Raw genomic sequence first — 19636 nt, forward strand, 5'->3', positions numbered from 1 at the left:
TACGATAACATCTAATGTCTGCCACTATCCAGCCCCTCTCTCCAACTCAACGAATGTACCCCACTGTGGGTATCGTTGGCGTGGGTTTAATTGGAGGATCTTTAGGTCTGGCACTCCAACATCACCATTTAGCTACTCAAGTGTTAGGTAGTGGTAGATCTGCTGCGAATATGGCTGAGGCAATAAAAATTGGGGCGATCACTCAGATTGCTACCTTAAGTGAAATTGCTGAGCAAGCGCAATTAATTGTTTTATGCGTGCCCGTTGCCCAAACGAAAGCCGTTCTAGAACAGATACAGCCTCAGCTCCGTCCAGAGACGATTATTATTGATGTTGGCAGTACCAAATCAGATGTCATTGCGATTGCGAAGGAAGTGCTTGGTGAGCAGATTGGTCAGTTTATTCCTTGTCACCCAATCGCCGGAGGGGCTCAACATGGAGCTACGGCCGCAAGGGTTGACTTGTTTGAGCAACGACAATTTATTATTTGCCCTTTACTTGAAAATGCACCACAGGCAATTCAAACAGTAGAAAAAATGTGGCAACAATTGGGCTCAACTGTTTTTCAGATGTCCGCCTTAGTGCATGATCATATTTTTGCAGCCGTCTCCCATTTACCCCATCTTCTATCGTATGCGCTGATGTTGCAAGTTGCGAATTCAGAAGATGCACAAGCGAAGTTTGCGCATGCTGGGGCTGGGTTTCGAGACTTTACTCGGATTGCTGGCTCTAGTCCAGAAATGTGGCGCGACATTACCTTTGCAAACTCAGAGGCAATTCTTGAACAACTAGATGATTACATCCTTATCTTGCAGCATTTTAAAAAGTTGATTCAGGATGGTAATAGTAATCAACTTGAAAAACTATTGAATATTGCCAGCCAATCAAGAAATAACTGGAAAGGTTAAATTCATGAGTCACTCCTCATTACATATGGAACCGATTCGTTCCGCCAGAGGGCAAATTACCTTACCTGGTTCTAAAAGTATTTCTAATCGCGTTTTACTCTTAAGTGCATTGGCGAGTGGAGTAACCACCTTGCATGGTTTATTGGATGCCGATGATACTAGAGTGATGCAGTCAGCTCTCAAAGCATTAGGCGTAGATTTAGAGCCGGTTAAAAATTCTGATGAAACCATTTTGCGAGTCTATGGTTGCAATGGCAAATTGAGGAATACTACAGCTGATTTGTTTATGGGGAATGCAGGTACTGCCATTCGCCCTTTAACTGCAGCCCTAGCAATTCTGGGCGGAGATTATCACTTGCATGGGGTCCCTAGAATGCATGAAAGACCCATCGGCGATTTAGTGGATGGGTTGATTGGGATTGGTGCAAAGATTGACTATTTAGGTCAGGAGCATTACCCTCCGATTCAGATTGGTACTGGTAATCTCTTGTTAGATCAATCAGTGAAGGTTCGAGGGGATGTCTCCAGCCAGTTTTTAACTGCCTTACTAATGGCTTTGCCATTAACGAAGCACCCTAGAGATATTTGTATTGAGGTGATTGGTGAGCTGATATCGAAGCCTTATATTGAGATTACTCTGCGTCTCATGGAGAAATTTGGGGTGAGGGTTCTGAATAATGATTGGAAATCATTCATTATCCCAGCCTGGGATCCAACACAGCCGACGATTTACTCATCCCCTGGAGAGTTTTGGGTTGAAGGTGATGCTTCATCTGCCTCCTATTTTTTGGCAGCAGGTGCATTGGGTGGTGGTCCACTCCTGATTAATGGCGTGGGTAGAGAAAGTATTCAAGGCGACGTAGCGTTTGCCAATGCACTCGCCATGATGGGGGCGAATGTAACGCAAGGTCATAATTGGATCGAAGTCAGAGGTGTGGATGAAGCTGGTTTGCAGGCGATTGAAATTGATTGCACACCCATTCCAGATGCGGCGATGACTTTAGCGGTTCTTGGCTTATTTGCGAAGGGTACTACGCGTCTGACAGGGATTGCTAGTTGGCGTGTAAAAGAAACAGATCGTATCGCCGCAATGGAATGCGAACTCAAAAAATTTGGTGCTCAAGTGATTTCTGGCGATAATTTCATTGAAGTAAGCCCACCAGTTCATTGGACTGTTCCGGTTGGTGGTGTTGATACCTATGATGATCACCGGATGGCAATGTGTTTTTCGTTGGCAGCTTTTGGTCCCGTTGGTTTTGAGATTAATGATCCGCAGTGCGTTAGTAAAACTTTCCCGCAATATTTCGATGAGCTACATTCTGTGATTCAGAATGTTTAATTCACTTCATACTTCAACATGACAATCCATTCTAGTTTTCCGGTTATCGCTATTGATGGTCCAACAGCCTCTGGCAAGGGTACTGTGGCCCAATTGGTAGCCAATCGATTGGGGTTTCATTATTTAGATAGCGGTGCTTTATATCGCATTGTTGGGTTTGCCAGTTTACAAAGAAATATTCCATTAGATCAAACTCTGGCACTGGCAGAAATGACTCAAGCATTGCAAATCGAATTTAAGGGAAATGCTATTTTTCTGGATCATCAAGAAATTACTGAGCTGATTCGAACGGAAGAGATGGGTTTAAGAGCTTCTGCAGTAGGCGCTATTCCAGAGGTTCGAAATGCACTATTTTCGTTGCAAAGAAGTTTTTTGACCTCGCCAGGTCTCGTAGCTGATGGTCGAGATATGGCTACAGTCATCTTCCCTGAAGCCGTTTTAAAGGTGTTTTTGACGGCATCTGCTCAAATTCGCGCCGAAAGAAGGTTCAAGCAATTGATAAACAAAGGAATATCTGCTAAAATCGAGATTCTTTTAAATGATTTGGTAGCTCGTGATGCACGCGACACACAGCGTAAAGACGCGCCGCTCATTCAAGCAATTGATGCCCATCTACTAGATACGAGTGAGATGGACATAGAAACAGCAGTTCAAAAGGTAGTAGATTGGTATCACGCTGTTAACTAAAGTTATAATAAATCATTCCATATTTTTGAATTAAAATCGTTTTTTGTTCTAGTAGTAAGTTGTAGTAAAAGTAGTTCCTTGTAGTAAATCGTAGCCCCTTGTTGAATCCCGGCGCGCCTTTATTAAATATGAAGGTTCATCAATGCGTCTCAGTAAGGGTTTATAAACCTAACCCCGTTGGCATTGCCAACTAGATAAGTAAATACCATGTCTGAATCATTTGCAGCCCTATTTGAAGAATCATTAGCCCGTTCAAATATGAAATCTGGGCAAGTTATTTCTGCCGAAGTCGTCAGAATTGACCATAACTTTGTTGTAGTAAACGCAGGTTTAAAGTCTGAAGCTTTTATTCCTGTTGAAGAATTCCATAATGACCAAGGTGAACTTGATGTGCAACCAGGCGATTTCGTCTCTGTTGCGATTGATGCTTTGGAAAATGGTTATGGAGATACGATTCTATCCCGTGACAAAGCAAAACGTCTCGCATCTTGGATGAATCTTGAAAAAGCTCTCGAGCAAGGCGAGATTGTTACCGGTGCTGTTACTGGTAAAGTTAAAGGCGGCTTAACCGTTATGGTTAATGGTATCCGTGCTTTCTTACCTGGATCATTACTTGACACACGCCCAATTAAAGATACTTCTCCATTTGAAGGTAAAACAATGGAGTTTAAGGTTATCAAGTTGGATCGTAAGAGAAACAACGTTGTTCTCTCACGCCGTGCTGTTGTTGAAGCAAGTCAAGGTGAAGAGCGTCTCAAGTTAATGGACAACCTCAAAGAAGGTACAGTTGTTCAAGGCGTTATTAAGAATATTACTGACTACGGTGCATTCGTTGATCTTGGTGGTATTGATGGTTTGCTCCACATTACCGATTTGGCGTGGAGAAGAGTACGTCACCCAAGCGAAGTGTTAACTGTAGGTCAAGAAGTTACAGCAAAAATTTTACGTTACGACCAAGACAAAAACCGTGTATCACTCGGTATCAAGCAATTAGGTGATGATCCATGGGTTGGTATCGCAAGACGTTACCCACCAAGTACACGTTTATTCGGTAAAGTAACGAATTTGACTGACTACGGTGCATTCGTTGAAATCGAAACAGGTATCGAAGGCTTGGTACACGTTTCTGAAATGGATTGGACTAATAAAAATATTGCACCAGGTAAAGCTGTTCAATTAGGTTTAGATGTTGAAGTAATGGTTCTCGACATTGATGAAGATAAGCGTCGTATCAGTTTAGGTATGAAGCAATGTAAGACAAATCCATGGGAAGAGTTTTCTCGTAACCATAACAAGGGTGACAAAATCTCTGGCGCAATTAAATCGATTACCGATTTTGGTGTGTTCATTGGTTTAGATGGAGGCATCGATGGTCTAGTTCACTTGTCAGATATTTCTTGGCAAGAAACTGGCGAAGAAGCTGTTAAGAAGTTCAAGAAGGGTGACGAGATCGACACAGTTGTTCTTGCTATCGATGTAGAGAAAGAACGTATTTCTTTAGGTATCAAGCAAATTTCTGGTGATCCATTCACAAACTACACTTCTGCAAATGACAAAGGTGCTTTAGTAACTGGTACGATCAAATCAGTTGATGCTAAAGGTGCAGTTGTTCAATTAGCGGATGAAGTAGAAGCCTATTTACGTGCTTCAGAAATCTCAACAGAACGGGTTGAAGATGCGCGTAACTTGTTAAAAGAAGGCGAAAGTGTTTCTGCAATGATTATTAACGTGGATCGTAAATCACGTAGTATCAATCTTTCAATTAAAGCGAAAGATAATGCTGATCAACAACAAGCAATGAGCAAGTTGCAAAATGACTCAAGCGCTGGTACTACTAATCTTGGTGCTTTATTGAAAGCCAAATTAGATAATCAGGGGTAATAAGCTAAATGCTACTGGGGAACCAGTAGCATTTTTTTCTTTATTCGGGATCAAAACTATGACTAATCAAAATAAAACTTATTCGAACGATGTTGCCATAGATAGATCAATAACTAGATCAGAATTGATCGAATTATTATCATCTAAGTTTCCACAGTTATTACCTAAAGATGTTGAACTAGTCGTAAAAACGTTGCTTGATGCAATGACTAATGCTTTAGTTGAATCAAAAAGAATTGAATTACGCGGTGTTGGTAGTTTTGTGTTGCATCACCGACCATCGCGTGTAGGGCGTAACCCAAAGTCTGGCGAGCAGGTTTTAATTCCAGAAAAAAAGGTTCCACATTTCAAGCCAGGTAAAGAACTCCGTGAGCGAGTTGATTACAAGGCTGCAATTACTCCAGTGACACCCTCACCAAGTGAATGAGCGTATTAATTAAATATTGTTGGAGATTATTTGTGATAGGAAGTAGAGTGCTATTTTTTGCATTCTTCTTCCTTTTGGCTTTAATGAACTCGCAAGATATCAATCTTCACTGGTTTGTGAATCAATCCGTACAGGTTCCATTAATGATTGTGATTTTAGGAGCGTTTTTAACAGGGATGATCATGTCCGGATTGGCGTTTTACCGATGGAACTCTAGGAAGAGTTCCAAATGATTTCAATTGAAAATCATTGGCTCGTAGTTCTACCAATTTTATTTGGCTTAGGTTGGGTTGCTTCCAACTGGGAACGTCGACTACAAAATGAAGTCGATCATGAAGAGCAAAAAAAGAAACAAAAATCGACCTTCAAAGGCCTTAATCTATTATTGAATGAACAACCAGATAAAGCGATAGATGCTTTAGTAGAGGTTGTTCAATTAGATCCTGAAACTACTGAGCTGCATTTTGCTTTGGGCAGTTTATTCCGCAGGAGAGGTGAGACTGAGAGAGCGATCCGTATTCACCAACATCTAGTTGGTCGTTCTGATTTGAGAATACGCGATAGAAACCACGCAGCCTATGAGTTAGGTAGAGATTTTTTAAGAGCTGGCATGTTAGATCGTGCCGAAGCGAGTTTGAATCAAGTGGGTGAAGGTGGTTTTAATGTCCCAGCTAAGATCGCTTTGCTCGAAATGTATCAAATTGAAAAAGACTGGCGCAAAGCCATCATTGCTGCGAATGAGTTGCAAACAATTGAAAATAAAAACTATCAGGAACAAATTGCTCATTTCTATTGCGAATTAGCCCTAGAGGCAATTCGTAGGAAAGACTTTCATGCCGCAGAAGAGGCTGTGAATCAATCATTGGCAACCGTAGATAGCCATATTCGAGCAATAACGATTAAGGGTGAGCTGATGATGTTAGCTGGACGCCCGAAAGAAGCTATTACTGTTTGGTCCGAAATTGAGAAATATCATCCCTCGTATTTACATTTAGTAGCTGATCGATGGATGATTGCCCATACTGAAATGGGACAGGAGTTGGTCGGTTTACAGCGCTTAAAAGAACAAATGAAAGAGCAAGCTAGAGGTGAATTGCTCGATATTGTTTACCGAAACTGCTTAAAGCTGGAGGGAACTTCTGCGGCAGAACATTTGATGTCTGAAATTATGTTGACGAATCCTAGTTTAGTCGCCATGACCAAGCGTATGGAGTCCCAATGGTTGCTTGCAAAAGAAGCAAATAATGATAGCTTGTCAGCTGATATTAAAGCTTCACTGGATTTATTAAAGCTTCGGACGAGCACCCTAGTCCGATATACTTGTAGTAACTGTGGCTTTAGGGCTCGGCGCTTCTATTGGCAGTGTCCTGGCTGTAATCACTGGGATGTATACTCACCTAAACGAGGTGAAGGTATGAGCTTGTCCAATTAACGGATGGTTCTTCTGTAAAGAGCTCCATGGCAAGGCTTACCCATCAAGAATTTGTACTAAATCTAGAATTGGTTAATTGAAAAAATGAAAATCACAATTATTGGTAGTGGTTATGTTGGGCTTGTTACCGGTGCATGTTTAGCTGAGCTAGGTAATCATGTATTTTGTTTAGATGTGGATCAAGCCAAAATTGATATTTTGAATGGTGGTGGTGTTCCAATTTATGAGCCCGGCCTCAAAGAAATGATTACGCGTAACATGGAGGCCGGTAGAATCCAATTTTCTACAGACGTAGCAGCAAGTGTTGAGCATGGTGAGATACAGTTTATCGCCGTAGGCACACCACCGGATGAAGACGGTTCAGCAGATCTCAAATACGTCTTAGCAGCTGCTAAAAATATCGCAAAACACATGACAAGTTTTAAGGTCGTAATTGATAAATCAACCGTACCTGTTGGCACTGCACAAAGAGTTAGTGATGCGATTCGCGCTGAATTAGACGTTCGTGGTTTACAAGATCTAAACTATTCCGTTATTTCTAATCCAGAGTTTTTAAAAGAAGGTGCGGCGGTAGAAGATTTCATGCGTCCCGATCGTATTGTGGTCGGTACCGAAGCGAATGAGTCTGGCCTCTATGCCAAGGAATTGATTCGTAAATTGTACGCGCCGTTCAATCGCCATCATGAACGAACTTATTATATGGATGTAAAAAGTGCCGAACTCACTAAATATGCTGCTAATGCGATGTTGGCCACCCGTATTTCATTTATGAATGAACTCGCAAATTTAGCGGATATTGTGGGTGCTGATATTGAAGCCGTTCGTCAAGGCATTGGTTCAGACTCAAGAATTGGTTATGGATTCTTATATGCTGGGACCGGTTATGGTGGTTCCTGCTTCCCAAAGGATGTTCAAGCTTTAACCAAAACGGCGATGGAATATCAACTTGATTTAAAGATCCTACGCGCCGTTGAGGATGTGAATAATCTGCAAAAGAGTATCTTGGTTGGTAAAATCCTGCAGCATTTTGGCGAAGATTTAAGCGGTCGGACTTTTGCTTTGTGGGGTTTGGCGTTTAAACCAAATACAGATGATATGCGCGAAGCACCAAGCCGCGTCATTATTCGTGAGTTGGTGCAGCGTGGCGCATCTATCGTGGCGCATGATCCCGTTGCCAGTGAAGAAGCGAAACATGCTTTAAGCATTGATTTTGCTGATGCACCTGAGTTACTTAATCGAGTCACTATGGTAGAAAAACCCATGTTGGCGATACCTGATGCAGATGCATTAATTATTGTGACTGAATGGAAAGCATTTAGAAGTCCAGATTTTGATTTATTGAAGCAACAATTGAAAACACCAATTATTTTTGATGGACGTAATTTATTTGAGCCATCAGTTTTATCAGAGCATGGTTTTATCTATCAAGGAATTGGTCGACATAATTAATAGGATCAGCAGACGAGATGCGCAATAGAAATTTTATTACTGAAAAAGTGGCCATTGATGCCGCGGGCGTAGAGGCCTTTCAACAAACCCGCTTGTTAGTTGTTGGTGATGTGATGTTGGATCGATATTGGTTTGGTGATACAGATCGAATTTCCCCAGAGGCACCTGTGCCTATCGTGCAAATTAAAAAGATTGAAGAGCGCTTGGGTGGCGCTGCCAATGTAGCTCGCAATGGCGCATCATTAGGTGCCCAAATTGCTATCCTTGGTCTTATTGGTCAAGATGAAGCAGGGCGTCAAGTTGAGAAAATGTTGGCAGAACAAGCCATACAAAGTTATTTGCAAATTGATGAAACTGTCCCGACGATTGTAAAATTGCGAGTAGTGGCTCGCCAACAACAACTGATACGACTTGATTTTGAAGAAGAACCAGCGAATGATGTATTGCTTTCAAAGTTGGCTATTTTTGAAGAACGACTACCGGCTGTGCAAGCGGTCATTTTTTCTGATTATGGTAAAGGTGCACTGAAACATATTCCTCAGATGATTCAATTAGCGAAAGCCGCTGGAAAAATTATCTTTGTGGACCCGAAGGGGAGTGACTATTCGAAATATGCAGGGGTTACGGTAATTACTCCGAACCGCAGTGAACTTAAACAAGTTATTGGTCGTTGGCAAACTGAAGCGGAATTAGCGCAAAAAGCTGAAAATTTAAGAAGTGCCTTGGGTTTAGAGGCGATTCTTTTAACGAGGTCAGAAGAAGGGATGACACTATTTAGAGAAAATAGCGTCATTGACGTTTCTGCTCAAGCTCGAGAAGTTTTTGATGTGTCTGGTGCGGGTGATACCGTCATCAGTACGATGGCAGTTGCTTTGGCAGCAGGTTGGAGCTGGGAAATGGCCATGGCTCTCGCTAATCGTGCCGGTGGCATCGTGGTTGGTAAATTAGGTACTGCAACGGTTTCTTGGAAGGAGTTGATGTGAAAATAATTGTTACTGGAGCGGCAGGTTTTGTTGGCTCGAACATTATTGCTGGTCTCAATGCAAGAGGCGTGAAAGATATTATTGCGGTTGATGACTTAACACTCGCTTACAAATATCGCAATATAGCCGATTTAGAAATTTCAGATTATTTTGACCGATATGACTTTATAGACCGCTTAAGATCTGGCTCTTTAGGTAAGGTTCAAGCAATTTTTCATGAAGGAGCATGTTCAGATACGATGGAATCTGATGGCCATTACATGATGGAAAATAATTACCGATATACCTTGGATTTACTCGATATCTGTACCGAACAAAAGATTGCACTTTTATATGCTTCCTCGGCAGCTACCTATGGTGGTTCAAATATTTTTATTGAAAATCGACAATACGAAAAGCCACTGAATATTTACGGATATTCAAAGTTTTTATTTGATCAAATACTGAGACAGCGGATTGCTGAGAAGAAACTTACCAGCCAGGTAGTTGGCTTTAGATATTTCAATGTTTACGGCCCTCGTGAATCTCATAAAGGCAGAATGGCGTCAGTAGCATTTCATCATTTCAACCAATTCCAAAATGGTAGCACGGTGAAATTGTTTGGCCCTTATGATGGCTATAACGCAGGAGAGCAGTCTAGAGATTTTGTTTATATTGATGATGTTGTTAAAGTAAATTTGTTTTTCCTCGATCATCCGCACCTCACTGGTATCTTTAATTTAGGCTCTGGCCGTGCTCAACCATTCAACGATGTCGCTCGTGCGGTCGTCAATCAAATGGAGTTGCATGATTTAGGCGATTCTTTTAAAGAAAAAAATCTGCAAGATTTGGTTGCTGAAAAACGCATCGAATATATCGAATTTCCAAATGACCTCAAGGGGAAATATCAATCTTTTACACAAGCAAACCTTGATTTATTAAGGTCTGTAGGGTATCAAGATAGTTTTCATTCCGTTGAGCAAGGTGTCGCTAAATACATCGATTGGTTATTTAAAAACGCCAACTATTTGTCTACGCCAACTACCTAAAAATTACTTCGCCGTTATTTTTTTCCTATACGTCAACCTATAGTTAACTATAGCGTTGGGACCAACTCATAGTAATGTTGCTATGAGTTTTTGATAGGAGTAGTTATGAAATTGACGAGTCGAAATGGATTGATTTCCAGAAGTCGTGACAGCATCAAAGCGGTTTTGATTGCAATTGGTTTATCTTTAGCAATTGCCGTAGCACCTCAGATATTTGCTGAAAATATCAATCGGGTGTCGCAAGAAGCCTTGCAAAATATTAAAGGTGTTGGTGCCAATAAAGCCAAAAAAATTATTGCTGAAAGGGAACGTGGCGGGAATTTTCAAGACGCTAGCGATTTAAGGCAACGGGTAAAGGGCATTGGTGAGAAAACGATTGGAAAACTTGGTCAAGCAGGTATTACCTTTACTGAGGGGGCGGTAATGAATAACACTAAAGATACTGACTCAGTAAATACAAAACCTGAAATGAGGATTCGAAGTCGAAGTCGTCAAACTCAATAAGTCATTTTGAGTGATTCAGGCGTTTAGACTAAAACAATCTCAATCAAGGGTAGAATTGTTACATCTAAATGCCTGAATGTCCCCAACTGTATGAGTGATTTGAACGATTCCAAATTTGAAACAAAGCTAGCCGCCGAACCGAGTCAGGAAAATGATTCTGTTTGCTATCCGACCATTGCTGATATTGTCGGAAAAACCCCTTTAATTCGTCTACAAAGAATTCCAGGGCAAGGTAATCAAATTCGCAATAATATTATTCTAGGGAAGTTGGAAGGAAATAATCCAGCTGGTTCTGTGAAAGATCGTCCCGCTTTATCGATGATCAAAAAAGCGCAAGAGCGGGGAGACATCACGCCAGGTGATACGTTGATCGAGGCTACCAGTGGCAATACTGGGATCGCATTAGCAATGGTTGCAGCGATCTTGGGATATAAAATGATTTTAGTGATGCCTGACAATCAAAGTTTAGAGCGTCGTCAGAGTATGACAGCATATGGTGCTGAATTAATCTTAACGCCATCTTCAGGAGGCATGGAATATGCCCGAGACTTTGCTAATCAATTACAAAAAGAAGGACGTGGGGTTGTTTTAGACCAGTTCTCCAACCGTGATAATCCTTTGGCGCACATCGAAGGGACTGGTCCTGAGATTTGGCAAGATACGAAGGGCACCATTACACATTTTGTTTCTTCAATGGGCACAACCGGTACGATTACCGGGGTATCTACTTTTTTGAAAGAGCAAAATCCTCATATTCAAATTATTGGCGTGCAGCCGACCGATGGCTCTCAAATTCCAGGGATTCGAAAATGGGCGCCAGAGTACTTACCTAAAATTTTTGATTCCAGTCGGGTAGATAGTTTGGAATATGTTTCTCAAACTGAGGCTGAGGAAATGTGCCGCAGATTAGCCAAAGAAGAGGGCATCTTTTGTGGCATTTCAGCAGCTGGGACTTTGGTTGCAGCCCTAAGGATTGCAGAAAGAATCGAAAATGCTACAGTCGTTTTTGTGGTTTGTGACCGCGGTGACCGTTATTTATCGACCGGAGTTTTTCCCGTTTAGCGGAGTTGAGTGTATCAAAGCTAACCGGATTAGTGATTTTGTCATCAATTAAATTAGCGACGGTATAGCCAAACTCGGTCACGGCCATCGCATAAAAAAAACTGCGGTTATATTGGGTAATGACCTCAAAATTCTTTAAGCCAACCCAGTAAGTTGTCGACTCGTTTCCTTTGAGGTCAATTTCGGGCAAATCAACAATAAGCGCTAGTTCAGTTGGGTTCAACCCCTGCGGAATGGTCTCAATAATTTTCATTGCTTTTAACTGTGACAACGTCCATTTCGGATTTGGGTCACCATCGGCAATTTTTTGGACTGCCTCCAAAGCATTGATGTTGCGATTCACTGGTAATAGAATGGGTTGATCAACGACCCAACCATGAATTAATAGAAAGTTGGCAATACTGGCCATTGCGTCTATCGGACTATTTCTTAAATCGATCAAGCCATCCTTATCACCGTCCGTAGCATATTTAAGCAAACTAGTGGGCATAAACTGCGGCATACCAATGGCACCTGCGAAGGAGCTGGGTTGCGTTAAGCACTCTTTGAAAACCATTGGGTTGTCAATTTGTCCGGAAGGACTACAAAACGAAATGAGATCAGCTAATTGTTCCTTAAACATTTGTGAGCGCGCAATTCGGTTGGGCGTGTCGGGATAATCAAAGGCTAAGGTCACTAACACATCTCTGACTGGAAAACGCCCCATATTTTTGCCATAAATCGTTTCGATACCTAAAATTCCAACGATTAAGGCAGCAGGAATACCGGTACTTTTTTCTATTTGAGATAGTTCGACTTGATACGTACGCCAAAATTTTTGACCCGCTTGAACTCTAGAGGAGTCTTGAGCATTTTGTCGATACTTGAGCCAGTTTTTCTTGCTAATTACGCCGGGGGGTGGGGCAATATATTTTTTTGCGGTCAATTGTGGCGTTACATCAGCAAAAACTTCTCTTAATGTTGAGATGGATAAATTTTTCCTAAGTCCTACCTCGATTAAAAAAAGATCTAGCAACTGCGCTTGAGAAAGAATCACGGTGTCATCGGAAATTTCTTTGGAACTGATTGTTTTAGACCCCGCAATGGGTTGTGCATCAACCCTAGAAAAAGATCCAGTTAGGGAAAACACTACACAGAAAGTAGTCAAAACAATGTTAAATTTTTTAGTAAATATCATGAATATTTAAAGTTTCAGTAATAATAGAAAGAACAAATAACCTTTTAATACAATTTTCATTATGCCTACAGGATTTATTTCTCATTCGGATTGTTTGAAGCACGAAATGGGAAATTATCATCCAGAGTGTCCCGAACGACTCACTGCCATTGAAGACCAGTTATTGCTGAGTCGGATTAATGATTTTCTAATCAAGTTGACGCCCCCTCTAGCGACTGAGGAAAATTTGAATTTAGTTCATTCTAAAGAACATATTGAGTTTGTCAAAAGTATTCGTCCCTCTGCAGGTTATGCTGAAATTGATGGTGATACCTTGATGAACCCACATTCCTGGAATGCGGCACTCCGGGCGGCAGGTGCTGGACTTTTAGCGGTTGATGCCATTATGAACAAAGAGCTTGTGAATGCATTTTGTTCGGTAAGGCCCCCTGGGCATCATGCCGAGCCGAACAAGGCAATGGGCTTTTGTTTTTTTAACAATCTAGCGATTGCAGCTAAGTATGCAGTGAGTAAGTACGCTATTCAACGAGTTGCCATTATTGACTTTGATGTCCACCATGGGAATGGTACTGAGCATGCCTTTATGCAGGATGAACGTTTTTTAATGTGTAGTTTTTTTCAGCATCCTTTATTCCCCTATAGCGGTACAAATAATACGGCAAAAAATATGTTAAATACGCCTGTTCCCGCTTTTACGAACGGACAAACCATTCGTCAATTAGTGGAAGAGCATTGGCTACCTAGACTAAACGAATTTAAGCCTGAGTTTATTTTTATATCGGCTGGCTTTGATGCTCATCGTGAAGATGAACTCGGTCAGATGGGACTGATCGAGTCTGATTACGCTTGGTTAACCCAACAAATTGTTGCGATTGCCAAGCAATATGCCCAAGGAAGAATTGTGAGTTGTTTAGAGGGTGGCTATAACTTATCTGCATTATCTCGAAGTGTCGTGGCTCATATTAAAGAGCTTGCTGAAATTTAAGGGGGCAGTCCCCGATTTTTGGAAGGGCGTTAATGACTAAAATTTTCGAAAAAGATTTGGCTAAAACTCCAGCAAACTATACAGCGATGTCACCGCTGAGTTTCATCGAGCGAACTGCCAATGTATATCCTGAGCGCTTAGCTATTGTGCATGGTGAACTAAAGCAAAATTGGCAAACAACCTATTCACGTTGCAAAAAATTAGCGAGTGCGCTTCGCCAAGTTGGCATCGCCAAGGGCGATACTGTTGCGGTGATGTTACCGAATACTCCACCCATGGTGGAAGCCCACTTCGGCGTGCCGATGACAGGGGCCATCTTGAATTGCTTAAATACGCGCCTTGATGCACAGACGATTGCCTTTATGCTGAATCATGGTGAGGCTAAGGTAGTGATAGTCGATCCTGAATTTAGCCACACGATTGCTAAAGCAATAGAAATTGCAGCACTTGATCCCGCTTCCAGGGTTAGAGATTTAATTGTGATCGATGTAGTGGATTCTTTATACACTGGGCAAGCAGTAAAAATTGGTAAGTATGTCTATGAGGATTTTGTCGCTTTAGGTGAGCCAGATTTTTCTTGGCAATATCCAGAAGATGAATGGGATTCGATTTGCTTGAATTACACCTCTGGTACCACGGGCAATCCCAAAGGGGTGGTCTATTCACATCGGGGCGCTGCAACGAATGCAATTTCAAATATCCTTGAATGGGATATGCCGCGTCATCCAGTCTATTTGTGGACTTTACCCATGTTTCACTGTAATGGTTGGTGTTTCCCATGGACGGTGGCGGCAAGAGCTGGTGTGAATGTCTGCTTACGCAGGGTGGATGCGGTAAATATTTTGCAGGCGATTAAAACTTTAGGAGTCACCCATTACTGTGCTGCACCAATAGTGCATGGACTATTGGTCAATGCCACCGAAGAACTCAAGAAAGACCTACCCAAAGGTGTAAGAGCGATGGTGGCAGGAGCAGCTCCGCCTGCATCGATGATTGAAGGTATGGAAGAAATGGGGTTTGATTTAACCCATGTGTATGGCTTGACAGAGACCTATGGCCCAGCTTCTGTTTGCGTGAAGCACGAAGACTGGGATGAGATGCCAATCGGTGATCGTGCGGCGCTCAACGCACGTCAGGGCGTCCGTTATCACCTTCAACAAGAAATGAGCGTAGTGGATCCACAAACGATGCAGATAGTTCCTGCCGACGGTCAAACCATGGGTGAAATTGTTTTTAGAGGAAATATCGCGATGAAAGGGTATCTAAAAAACCCAGATGCGACGAGTGAAGCTTTTGCCGGAGGTTGGTTTCATACGGGGGATTTAGCCGTGATCCATCCTGATGGTTATATTAAGATCAAGGATCGTAGTAAAGACATCATTATTTCTGGAGGAGAGAATATTTCCTCAATCGAGTTAGAAGATATTTTGTATCGACACCCAGCGGTTCTAGCGGCTGCAGTGGTTGCCATGCCTGACCCAAAGTGGGGGGAAACCCCATGTGCTTTTTTAGAAATCAAATCTAACTCAAAGGTCACAGAACAAGATATTATTGACTACTGTAAATTACACCTTGCGGGCTTCAAAGTGCCCAGAGTTGTAGTATTTGGAGATTTACCCAAAACCTCAACAGGTAAAATACAAAAATTCGAATTACGTAAGCTCGCAGGTTCATTAAAAGCCATTGATGTCTAATGGTTAATAAAACTCGCTAGCTTTTTTGTAAAATAGAAGATGGTTAGCATTTAATTTAAAAATTTAGGTCATTATGAAGATATTAGTTGCCGTAAAACGTGTTATTGACTACAACGTCAAAATTAGAGTGAAGTCTGATCAAACCGGAGTTGAAACTGCCAATGTCAAAATGAGCATGAACCCTTTTGATGAAATTGCAGTGGAAGAGGCTGTCAGGTTAAAAGATGCTGGTATTGCAACGGAAGTAATTGCTGTTTCTATCGGACCTGTGGCTTGTCAAGAAACCCTTAGAACAGCGATGGCAATTGGTGCTGACCGAGGCATATTGGTTGAAGCGAATGAAGAAGTCCAGCCGCTCGCGGTAGCTAAGTTGCTCAAAGCGATTGTGGATAAAGAACAACCGCAAATTATTATTTTAGGTAAGCAAGCAATTGATGATGACAGTAACCAAACTGGTCAAATGTTGGCCGCGTTAATGAATGCTGGTCAAGCAACCTTTGCTTCTAAAGTCGTTGTGCAAGATGGTAATTTATCTGTGACGCGTGAAATTGATGGCGGCTTAGAGACGATTGCGTTGAAATTGCCTGCAGTGATTACCACTGACCTCCGACTCAATGAACCAAGATTTGTCACTTTGCCGAACATCATGAAAGCGAAGAAAAAGCCATTAGATTCAATGAAGCCTGAAGATTTAGGGGTTGACATCACGCCACGTCTTAAAACTCTCAAAGTTGTTGAGCCTGCAGCAAGGTCAGCTGGTGTCATGGTTCCAGATATTAAAACTTTGGTCGAAAAACTTAAAAATGAAGCAAAGGTAATCTAAATGGTCGCGTTAGTTATAGCAGAGCATCAAAATCAATCCATCCAAGCAGGTACTTTGAATGTAGTAACTGCGGCAACTCAGTTAGCCGATGAAATCCACGTATTGGTCATCGGTGATCAAGCTGGAGAGGCTGCAAATGCAGTTGCAAAAATCAAAGGTGTTACCAAAGTGTTATTGGCACAAGCGGATTACTTTGCAAATCAACTTGCAGAGCCATTAAGTGCCCAAGTTGTAGCGATTGCCGCTAATTACACTCATATTCTGACAAACGCGACGCCATTTGGTAAAAATATTTTGCCAAGAGTTGCGGCATTGTTAGATGTTGCTCAAGTATCAGAAGTGACCAATATCATTTCTGCAGATACTTTTGAAAGACCGATTTATGCGGGTAACGCGATTGCTACTGTTCAAGCGACGGATGCCATTAAGGTATTGAGTGTGCGGGCAACTTCCTTTGAACCAGCATCTTTAGAAGGTCAAGCAAGTGTGGAAGAAATTGCTGTGATTAGTAATCCTGCCTTGACCACCTTTACTAGTAAAGAGACAGTAAAACTCGATCGCCCTGAATTAACTTCAGCCAAAATCATCGTGTCAGGTGGTCGTGGACTAGGTTCAGCGGAAAATTTCCATGCAGTCATGGAGCCATTAGCCGATAAGTTTGGGGCTGCGCTTGGTGCTTCCAGAGCTGCCGTAGATGCTGGTTATGTGCCAAATGATTATCAAGTTGGCCAAACTGGCAAGATTGTTGCTCCACAGTTGTATGTTGCGGTTGGGATATCTGGCGCGATACAACATTTAGCCGGTATGAAAGACTCTAAGGTGATTATTGCTATCAATAAAGATCCTGATGCGCCTATTTTTGGTGTGGCAGATTATGGCTTAGTCGCCGATTTATTTTCAGCGGTGCCAGAGTTGATTCAAGAGTTAGGTTAAGTTGTTGTAAAAGCATCAGTTGGTTCATCAAATTAAGGAGAAGCAATGTCTTACCAAGCCCCTTTAAAGGAAATGGCATTTGTGATGAATCAACTGGCTGGGCTATCTGAGATATGTAAATACCCTGGTTTTCAAGCGAGCGAATTAGACGCACAGATGACCCAGGCCATCTTAGAAGAAAGTGCTAAATTCTCTCAAGAAGTGTTAGACCCTTTGAATTGGAGCGCTGACTGCGCTCCTGGATCTTTACAGGGTGATGAAGTCTTTACTGCCAAAGGTTTCAAAGAGGCCTATCAGTTGCTAGTCGCAGGTGGTTGGCAGGGGGTCGTTCATCCGCAAGAGTATGGGGGGCAAGGCCTACCCAAATTACTTGCTACAGCTTGTACCGAAATGATGAATTCAGCCAATTTGTCCTTTGCCCTCTGCCCCTTATTGACAGACGGTGCCATCGAGGCATTATTAACAGCAGCTAGTGATGAAATCAAACATAGTTACTTACCAAATATGATTTCAGGTAAGTGGACCGGTACGATGAATCTTACCGAACCACAAGCTGGTTCGGACCTTTCTTTAGTGAGAACCAAGGCGATTGCAGAGCCTGATGGTCGCTATAAGATTTTTGGTACAAAAATATATATTACCTATGGCGAGCATGATCTCGCTGAAAATATCATTCATTTGGTATTAGCTCGAACACCGGACGCACCTGAGGGAGTGAAGGGTATTTCGTTATTTGTGGTTCCTAAATTTCTTGTCAATCCGGATGCCTCTCTAGGTGAGCGTAATGATGTTCATTGTGTATCGATTGAGCATAAACTGGGTATCAAAGCGAGTCCAACAGCCGTTTTGCAATTTGGAGATCACGGTGGTGCGACCGGTTATTTGGTCGGTCAAGAAAATCGTGGACTAGAGTATATGTTCATCATGATGAATGCAGCACGGTTTAATGTGGGTATGCAAGGGGTGGCAATTGCGGAACGAGCTTATCAGCGGGCAGTCCAGTATGCAAAAGAGCGCTTACAAAGTCGGGATTTATCTGGCTCGAATGGACCTGTGGCCATTATTCATCACCCAGATGTCAAACGGATGCTTTTAACGATGAGAGCCTATACACAGGCCACGCGTAGTTTGGCTTACGTCGGTGCCGCTGCCCAAGATGCGAGTCATCAGGCTGTCGATCCACAAGAAAAAATATTAGCTCAAACATTTTTTGAGTTTCTGGTGCCAATTATCAAAGGTTTTTCAACGGAAGTATCCGTGGAAGTAGCGAGCCTAGGTATTCAGGTCCACGGGGGAATGGGGTATATCGAAGAAACTGGTGCCGCTCAACATTTCAGAGATGCCAGAATACTGCCAATTTATGAGGGGACTACTGCCATTCAAGCAAATGACCTGGTTGGTAGAAAAACCCTAAGAGATGGTGGCGCTGTTGCTAAGCGGATTGCAAAACAAATCGAAACTACCGAAACTCAATTGGCTACGCACGCATCCGATGCGGCTCTCATGATGTTAAGCCATTTAAAGCCAGCGAGACTGGCATTTGAGGAAGTTGTTGAGTACGTGTTGCAAAACGCTAAGCAAGACATTAAGGCAGTATTTGGCGGCAGTGTTACCTATTTAAAACTGGCTGGGCTGACTCTTTCGGGTTGGCAGATGGCCAGGACTCTATTGATTGCTGAAGAGCTGGCGAATGAAGATCCAGAATTTTATGCGGCAAAAGTTACTACAGCGATATTTTTTGCCCAACAGCTCTTAACTCAGGTTCCGGGCTTAGCAGTTGCAGTGACTCAGGGTGGCAAGAGTTTGAATGCAATGACCGCTGATCAGTTCTAAAAGTATTATTGAGAAATTTTCCTGGCGGCTTCAATTTGCATGCTGAAATATTGTTCAAACGCAATGGCAAGACCTGACATCAGAAAAAATGCTCCAACCATTAAGGCAACGACTACGCACAAAATGATGAGCCAACCAGACTGATTCTTTTTGGTAGACAAGGGATTAAATTGAGCATCAAACTTTTCGTCAGGACGCAGGCCAAATGCAAAAGTTGCAATCCAACTTGCCAGAATCGAACCCTCTCCAAGAATCACGGCAATCCAACCAAGTATTGACTCTTTTTCGGTCTGCGCTAATTCCATCCAACCCCAAACACCAATACATAAACAGGCGATTTGTAGAAAAAACCATTTGCTCTTCAAGCCAAATAGGTACGCAAAGTGTAAGCCCGTGCCGGGTAAGAAGGTACTTAAAGTACAGGTAAGGAGTTTTGATTTAAAGTTAGCCATAAACATTATGATAATGCTTCGGCAAACCTTTTGTATTTG

Annotated in this window: 19 protein-coding genes; 17 read left to right on the top strand and 2 right to left on the bottom strand. The window is 42.2% G+C overall.

Translation table 11 applies throughout. From position 1 onward, the window contains the following. Positions 1–14: 14 nt before the first annotated feature. The 12 genes from B8983_RS02985 to cysM all read left to right on the top strand — a co-directional run bounded on the left by B8983_RS02985 (position 15) and on the right by cysM (position 11700). Positions 15–908, top strand: a complete 894-nt coding sequence (locus tag B8983_RS02985; protein WP_234986869.1) for a prephenate dehydrogenase — start codon at positions 15–17, stop codon at positions 906–908. Between the two features lie 4 nt (positions 909–912). Next, complete coding sequence (aroA, locus tag B8983_RS02990) at positions 913–2247, top strand: 3-phosphoshikimate 1-carboxyvinyltransferase (RefSeq protein ID WP_084282532.1); 1335 nt, start codon at positions 913–915, stop codon at positions 2245–2247. An 18-nt stretch (positions 2248–2265) separates the two neighbouring features. Then, positions 2266–2934: a (d)CMP kinase gene (cmk, locus tag B8983_RS02995; RefSeq protein WP_084282534.1), complete on the top strand. Its 669-nt coding sequence runs from the start codon at positions 2266–2268 to the stop codon at positions 2932–2934. A 207-nt stretch (positions 2935–3141) separates the two neighbouring features. Beyond that, a complete protein-coding gene (gene rpsA, locus B8983_RS03000) occupies positions 3142–4815 on the top strand; it encodes a 30S ribosomal protein S1 (RefSeq protein ID WP_084282536.1) in 1674 nt (557 codons plus the stop codon). Between the two features lie 58 nt (positions 4816–4873). After that, positions 4874–5242 (top strand): integration host factor subunit beta, encoded by a 369-nt coding sequence (locus tag B8983_RS03005; protein WP_084282538.1) that lies wholly within the window; start codon positions 4874–4876, stop codon positions 5240–5242. An 83-nt stretch (positions 5243–5325) separates the two neighbouring features. Further along, complete coding sequence (locus B8983_RS14325) at positions 5326–5475, top strand: lipopolysaccharide assembly protein LapA domain-containing protein (RefSeq protein ID WP_369405839.1); 150 nt, start codon at positions 5326–5328, stop codon at positions 5473–5475. Beyond that, entirely contained in the window at positions 5475–6674 is a 1200-nt protein-coding gene (lapB, locus tag B8983_RS03015) for a lipopolysaccharide assembly protein LapB (protein ID WP_439650334.1), read from the top strand. The genes B8983_RS14325 and lapB overlap by 1 nt, the downstream gene beginning before the upstream one ends. An 84-nt stretch (positions 6675–6758) precedes the next feature. Next, positions 6759–8123 (top strand): UDP-glucose dehydrogenase family protein, encoded by a 1365-nt coding sequence (locus B8983_RS03020; protein WP_084282544.1) that lies wholly within the window; start codon positions 6759–6761, stop codon positions 8121–8123. 17 nt (positions 8124–8140) lie between these two features. Next, positions 8141–9106: a D-glycero-beta-D-manno-heptose-7-phosphate kinase gene (gene rfaE1 / locus B8983_RS03025; RefSeq protein ID WP_084282546.1), complete on the top strand. Its 966-nt coding sequence runs from the start codon at positions 8141–8143 to the stop codon at positions 9104–9106. Next, on the top strand, positions 9103–10134 hold the full coding sequence (rfaD, locus tag B8983_RS03030; protein ID WP_084282547.1) for an ADP-glyceromanno-heptose 6-epimerase: 1032 nt from the start codon (positions 9103–9105) through the stop codon (positions 10132–10134). The genes rfaE1 and rfaD overlap by 4 nt, the downstream gene beginning before the upstream one ends. 105 nt (positions 10135–10239) lie before the next feature. Further along, positions 10240–10638: a ComEA family DNA-binding protein gene (locus B8983_RS03035; RefSeq protein ID WP_084282549.1), complete on the top strand. Its 399-nt coding sequence runs from the start codon at positions 10240–10242 to the stop codon at positions 10636–10638. 174 nt (positions 10639–10812) lie between these two features. After that, the gene (gene cysM, locus B8983_RS03040) at positions 10813–11700 is read left to right on the top strand and encodes a cysteine synthase CysM (RefSeq protein WP_234986876.1); all 888 of its coding nucleotides are present in this window, start codon (positions 10813–10815) and stop codon (positions 11698–11700) included. On the opposite strand, the gene B8983_RS03045 is transcribed toward cysM, so the two are convergent. Continuing rightward, on the bottom strand, positions 11633–12877 hold the full coding sequence (locus tag B8983_RS03045; protein ID WP_084282552.1) for a lytic murein transglycosylase: 1245 nt from the start codon (positions 12875–12877) through the stop codon (positions 11633–11635). The two genes, cysM and B8983_RS03045, sit on opposite strands and share 68 nt — an antisense overlap. 61 nt (positions 12878–12938) lie before the next feature. Between B8983_RS03045 and B8983_RS03050 the strand changes: the two genes are divergently transcribed. From B8983_RS03050 to B8983_RS03070, 5 genes are all read left to right on the top strand, one after another. Further along, complete coding sequence (locus B8983_RS03050) at positions 12939–13862, top strand: histone deacetylase family protein (protein WP_084282555.1); 924 nt, start codon at positions 12939–12941, stop codon at positions 13860–13862. 32 nt (positions 13863–13894) lie between these two features. Continuing rightward, positions 13895–15556: an acyl-CoA synthetase gene (locus tag B8983_RS03055; protein ID WP_084282557.1), complete on the top strand. Its 1662-nt coding sequence runs from the start codon at positions 13895–13897 to the stop codon at positions 15554–15556. 73 nt (positions 15557–15629) lie between these two features. Beyond that, positions 15630–16379, top strand: coding sequence for an electron transfer flavoprotein subunit beta/FixA family protein (locus B8983_RS03060; protein WP_084282558.1), 750 nt, complete (start codon positions 15630–15632; stop codon positions 16377–16379). Next, complete coding sequence (locus tag B8983_RS03065; protein WP_084282560.1) at positions 16380–17312, top strand: electron transfer flavoprotein subunit alpha/FixB family protein; 933 nt, start codon at positions 16380–16382, stop codon at positions 17310–17312. It begins immediately after the preceding gene. Between the two features lie 45 nt (positions 17313–17357). Next, positions 17358–19145 (top strand): acyl-CoA dehydrogenase, encoded by a 1788-nt coding sequence (locus B8983_RS03070; protein ID WP_084282562.1) that lies wholly within the window; start codon positions 17358–17360, stop codon positions 19143–19145. 5 nt (positions 19146–19150) lie between these two features. On the opposite strand, the gene B8983_RS03075 is transcribed toward B8983_RS03070, so the two are convergent. Further along, positions 19151–19597: a hypothetical protein gene (locus B8983_RS03075; protein ID WP_143736077.1), complete on the bottom strand. Its 447-nt coding sequence runs from the start codon at positions 19595–19597 to the stop codon at positions 19151–19153. Positions 19598–19636: the final 39 nt, after the last annotated feature.

The organism is Polynucleobacter kasalickyi (assembly GCF_900176405.1).
GTDB lineage: Bacteria > Pseudomonadota > Gammaproteobacteria > Burkholderiales > Burkholderiaceae > Polynucleobacter > Polynucleobacter kasalickyi.

Coding starts and splice junctions, on each gene's coding strand:
- B8983_RS03045 (WP_084282552.1), bottom strand. CDS start 12,877: ATGATATTTACTAAAAAATTTAACATTGTTTTGACTACTTTCTGTGTA.
- B8983_RS03065 (WP_084282560.1), top strand. CDS start 16,380: ATGGTCGCGTTAGTTATAGCAGAGCATCAAAATCAATCCATCCAAGCA.
- B8983_RS02985 (WP_234986869.1), top strand. CDS start 15: ATGTCTGCCACTATCCAGCCCCTCTCTCCAACTCAACGAATGTACCCC.
- rpsA (WP_084282536.1), top strand. CDS start 3,142: ATGTCTGAATCATTTGCAGCCCTATTTGAAGAATCATTAGCCCGTTCA.
- B8983_RS03060 (WP_084282558.1), top strand. CDS start 15,630: ATGAAGATATTAGTTGCCGTAAAACGTGTTATTGACTACAACGTCAAA.
- B8983_RS03075 (WP_143736077.1), bottom strand. CDS start 19,597: ATGGCTAACTTTAAATCAAAACTCCTTACCTGTACTTTAAGTACCTTC.
- B8983_RS03055 (WP_084282557.1), top strand. CDS start 13,895: ATGACTAAAATTTTCGAAAAAGATTTGGCTAAAACTCCAGCAAACTAT.
- B8983_RS03050 (WP_084282555.1), top strand. CDS start 12,939: ATGCCTACAGGATTTATTTCTCATTCGGATTGTTTGAAGCACGAAATG.
- B8983_RS03035 (WP_084282549.1), top strand. CDS start 10,240: ATGAAATTGACGAGTCGAAATGGATTGATTTCCAGAAGTCGTGACAGC.
- B8983_RS14325 (WP_369405839.1), top strand. CDS start 5,326: ATGAACTCGCAAGATATCAATCTTCACTGGTTTGTGAATCAATCCGTA.
- B8983_RS03070 (WP_084282562.1), top strand. CDS start 17,358: ATGTCTTACCAAGCCCCTTTAAAGGAAATGGCATTTGTGATGAATCAA.
- cmk (WP_084282534.1), top strand. CDS start 2,266: ATGACAATCCATTCTAGTTTTCCGGTTATCGCTATTGATGGTCCAACA.
- rfaE1 (WP_084282546.1), top strand. CDS start 8,141: ATGCGCAATAGAAATTTTATTACTGAAAAAGTGGCCATTGATGCCGCG.
- B8983_RS03020 (WP_084282544.1), top strand. CDS start 6,759: ATGAAAATCACAATTATTGGTAGTGGTTATGTTGGGCTTGTTACCGGT.
- aroA (WP_084282532.1), top strand. CDS start 913: ATGAGTCACTCCTCATTACATATGGAACCGATTCGTTCCGCCAGAGGG.
- B8983_RS03005 (WP_084282538.1), top strand. CDS start 4,874: ATGACTAATCAAAATAAAACTTATTCGAACGATGTTGCCATAGATAGA.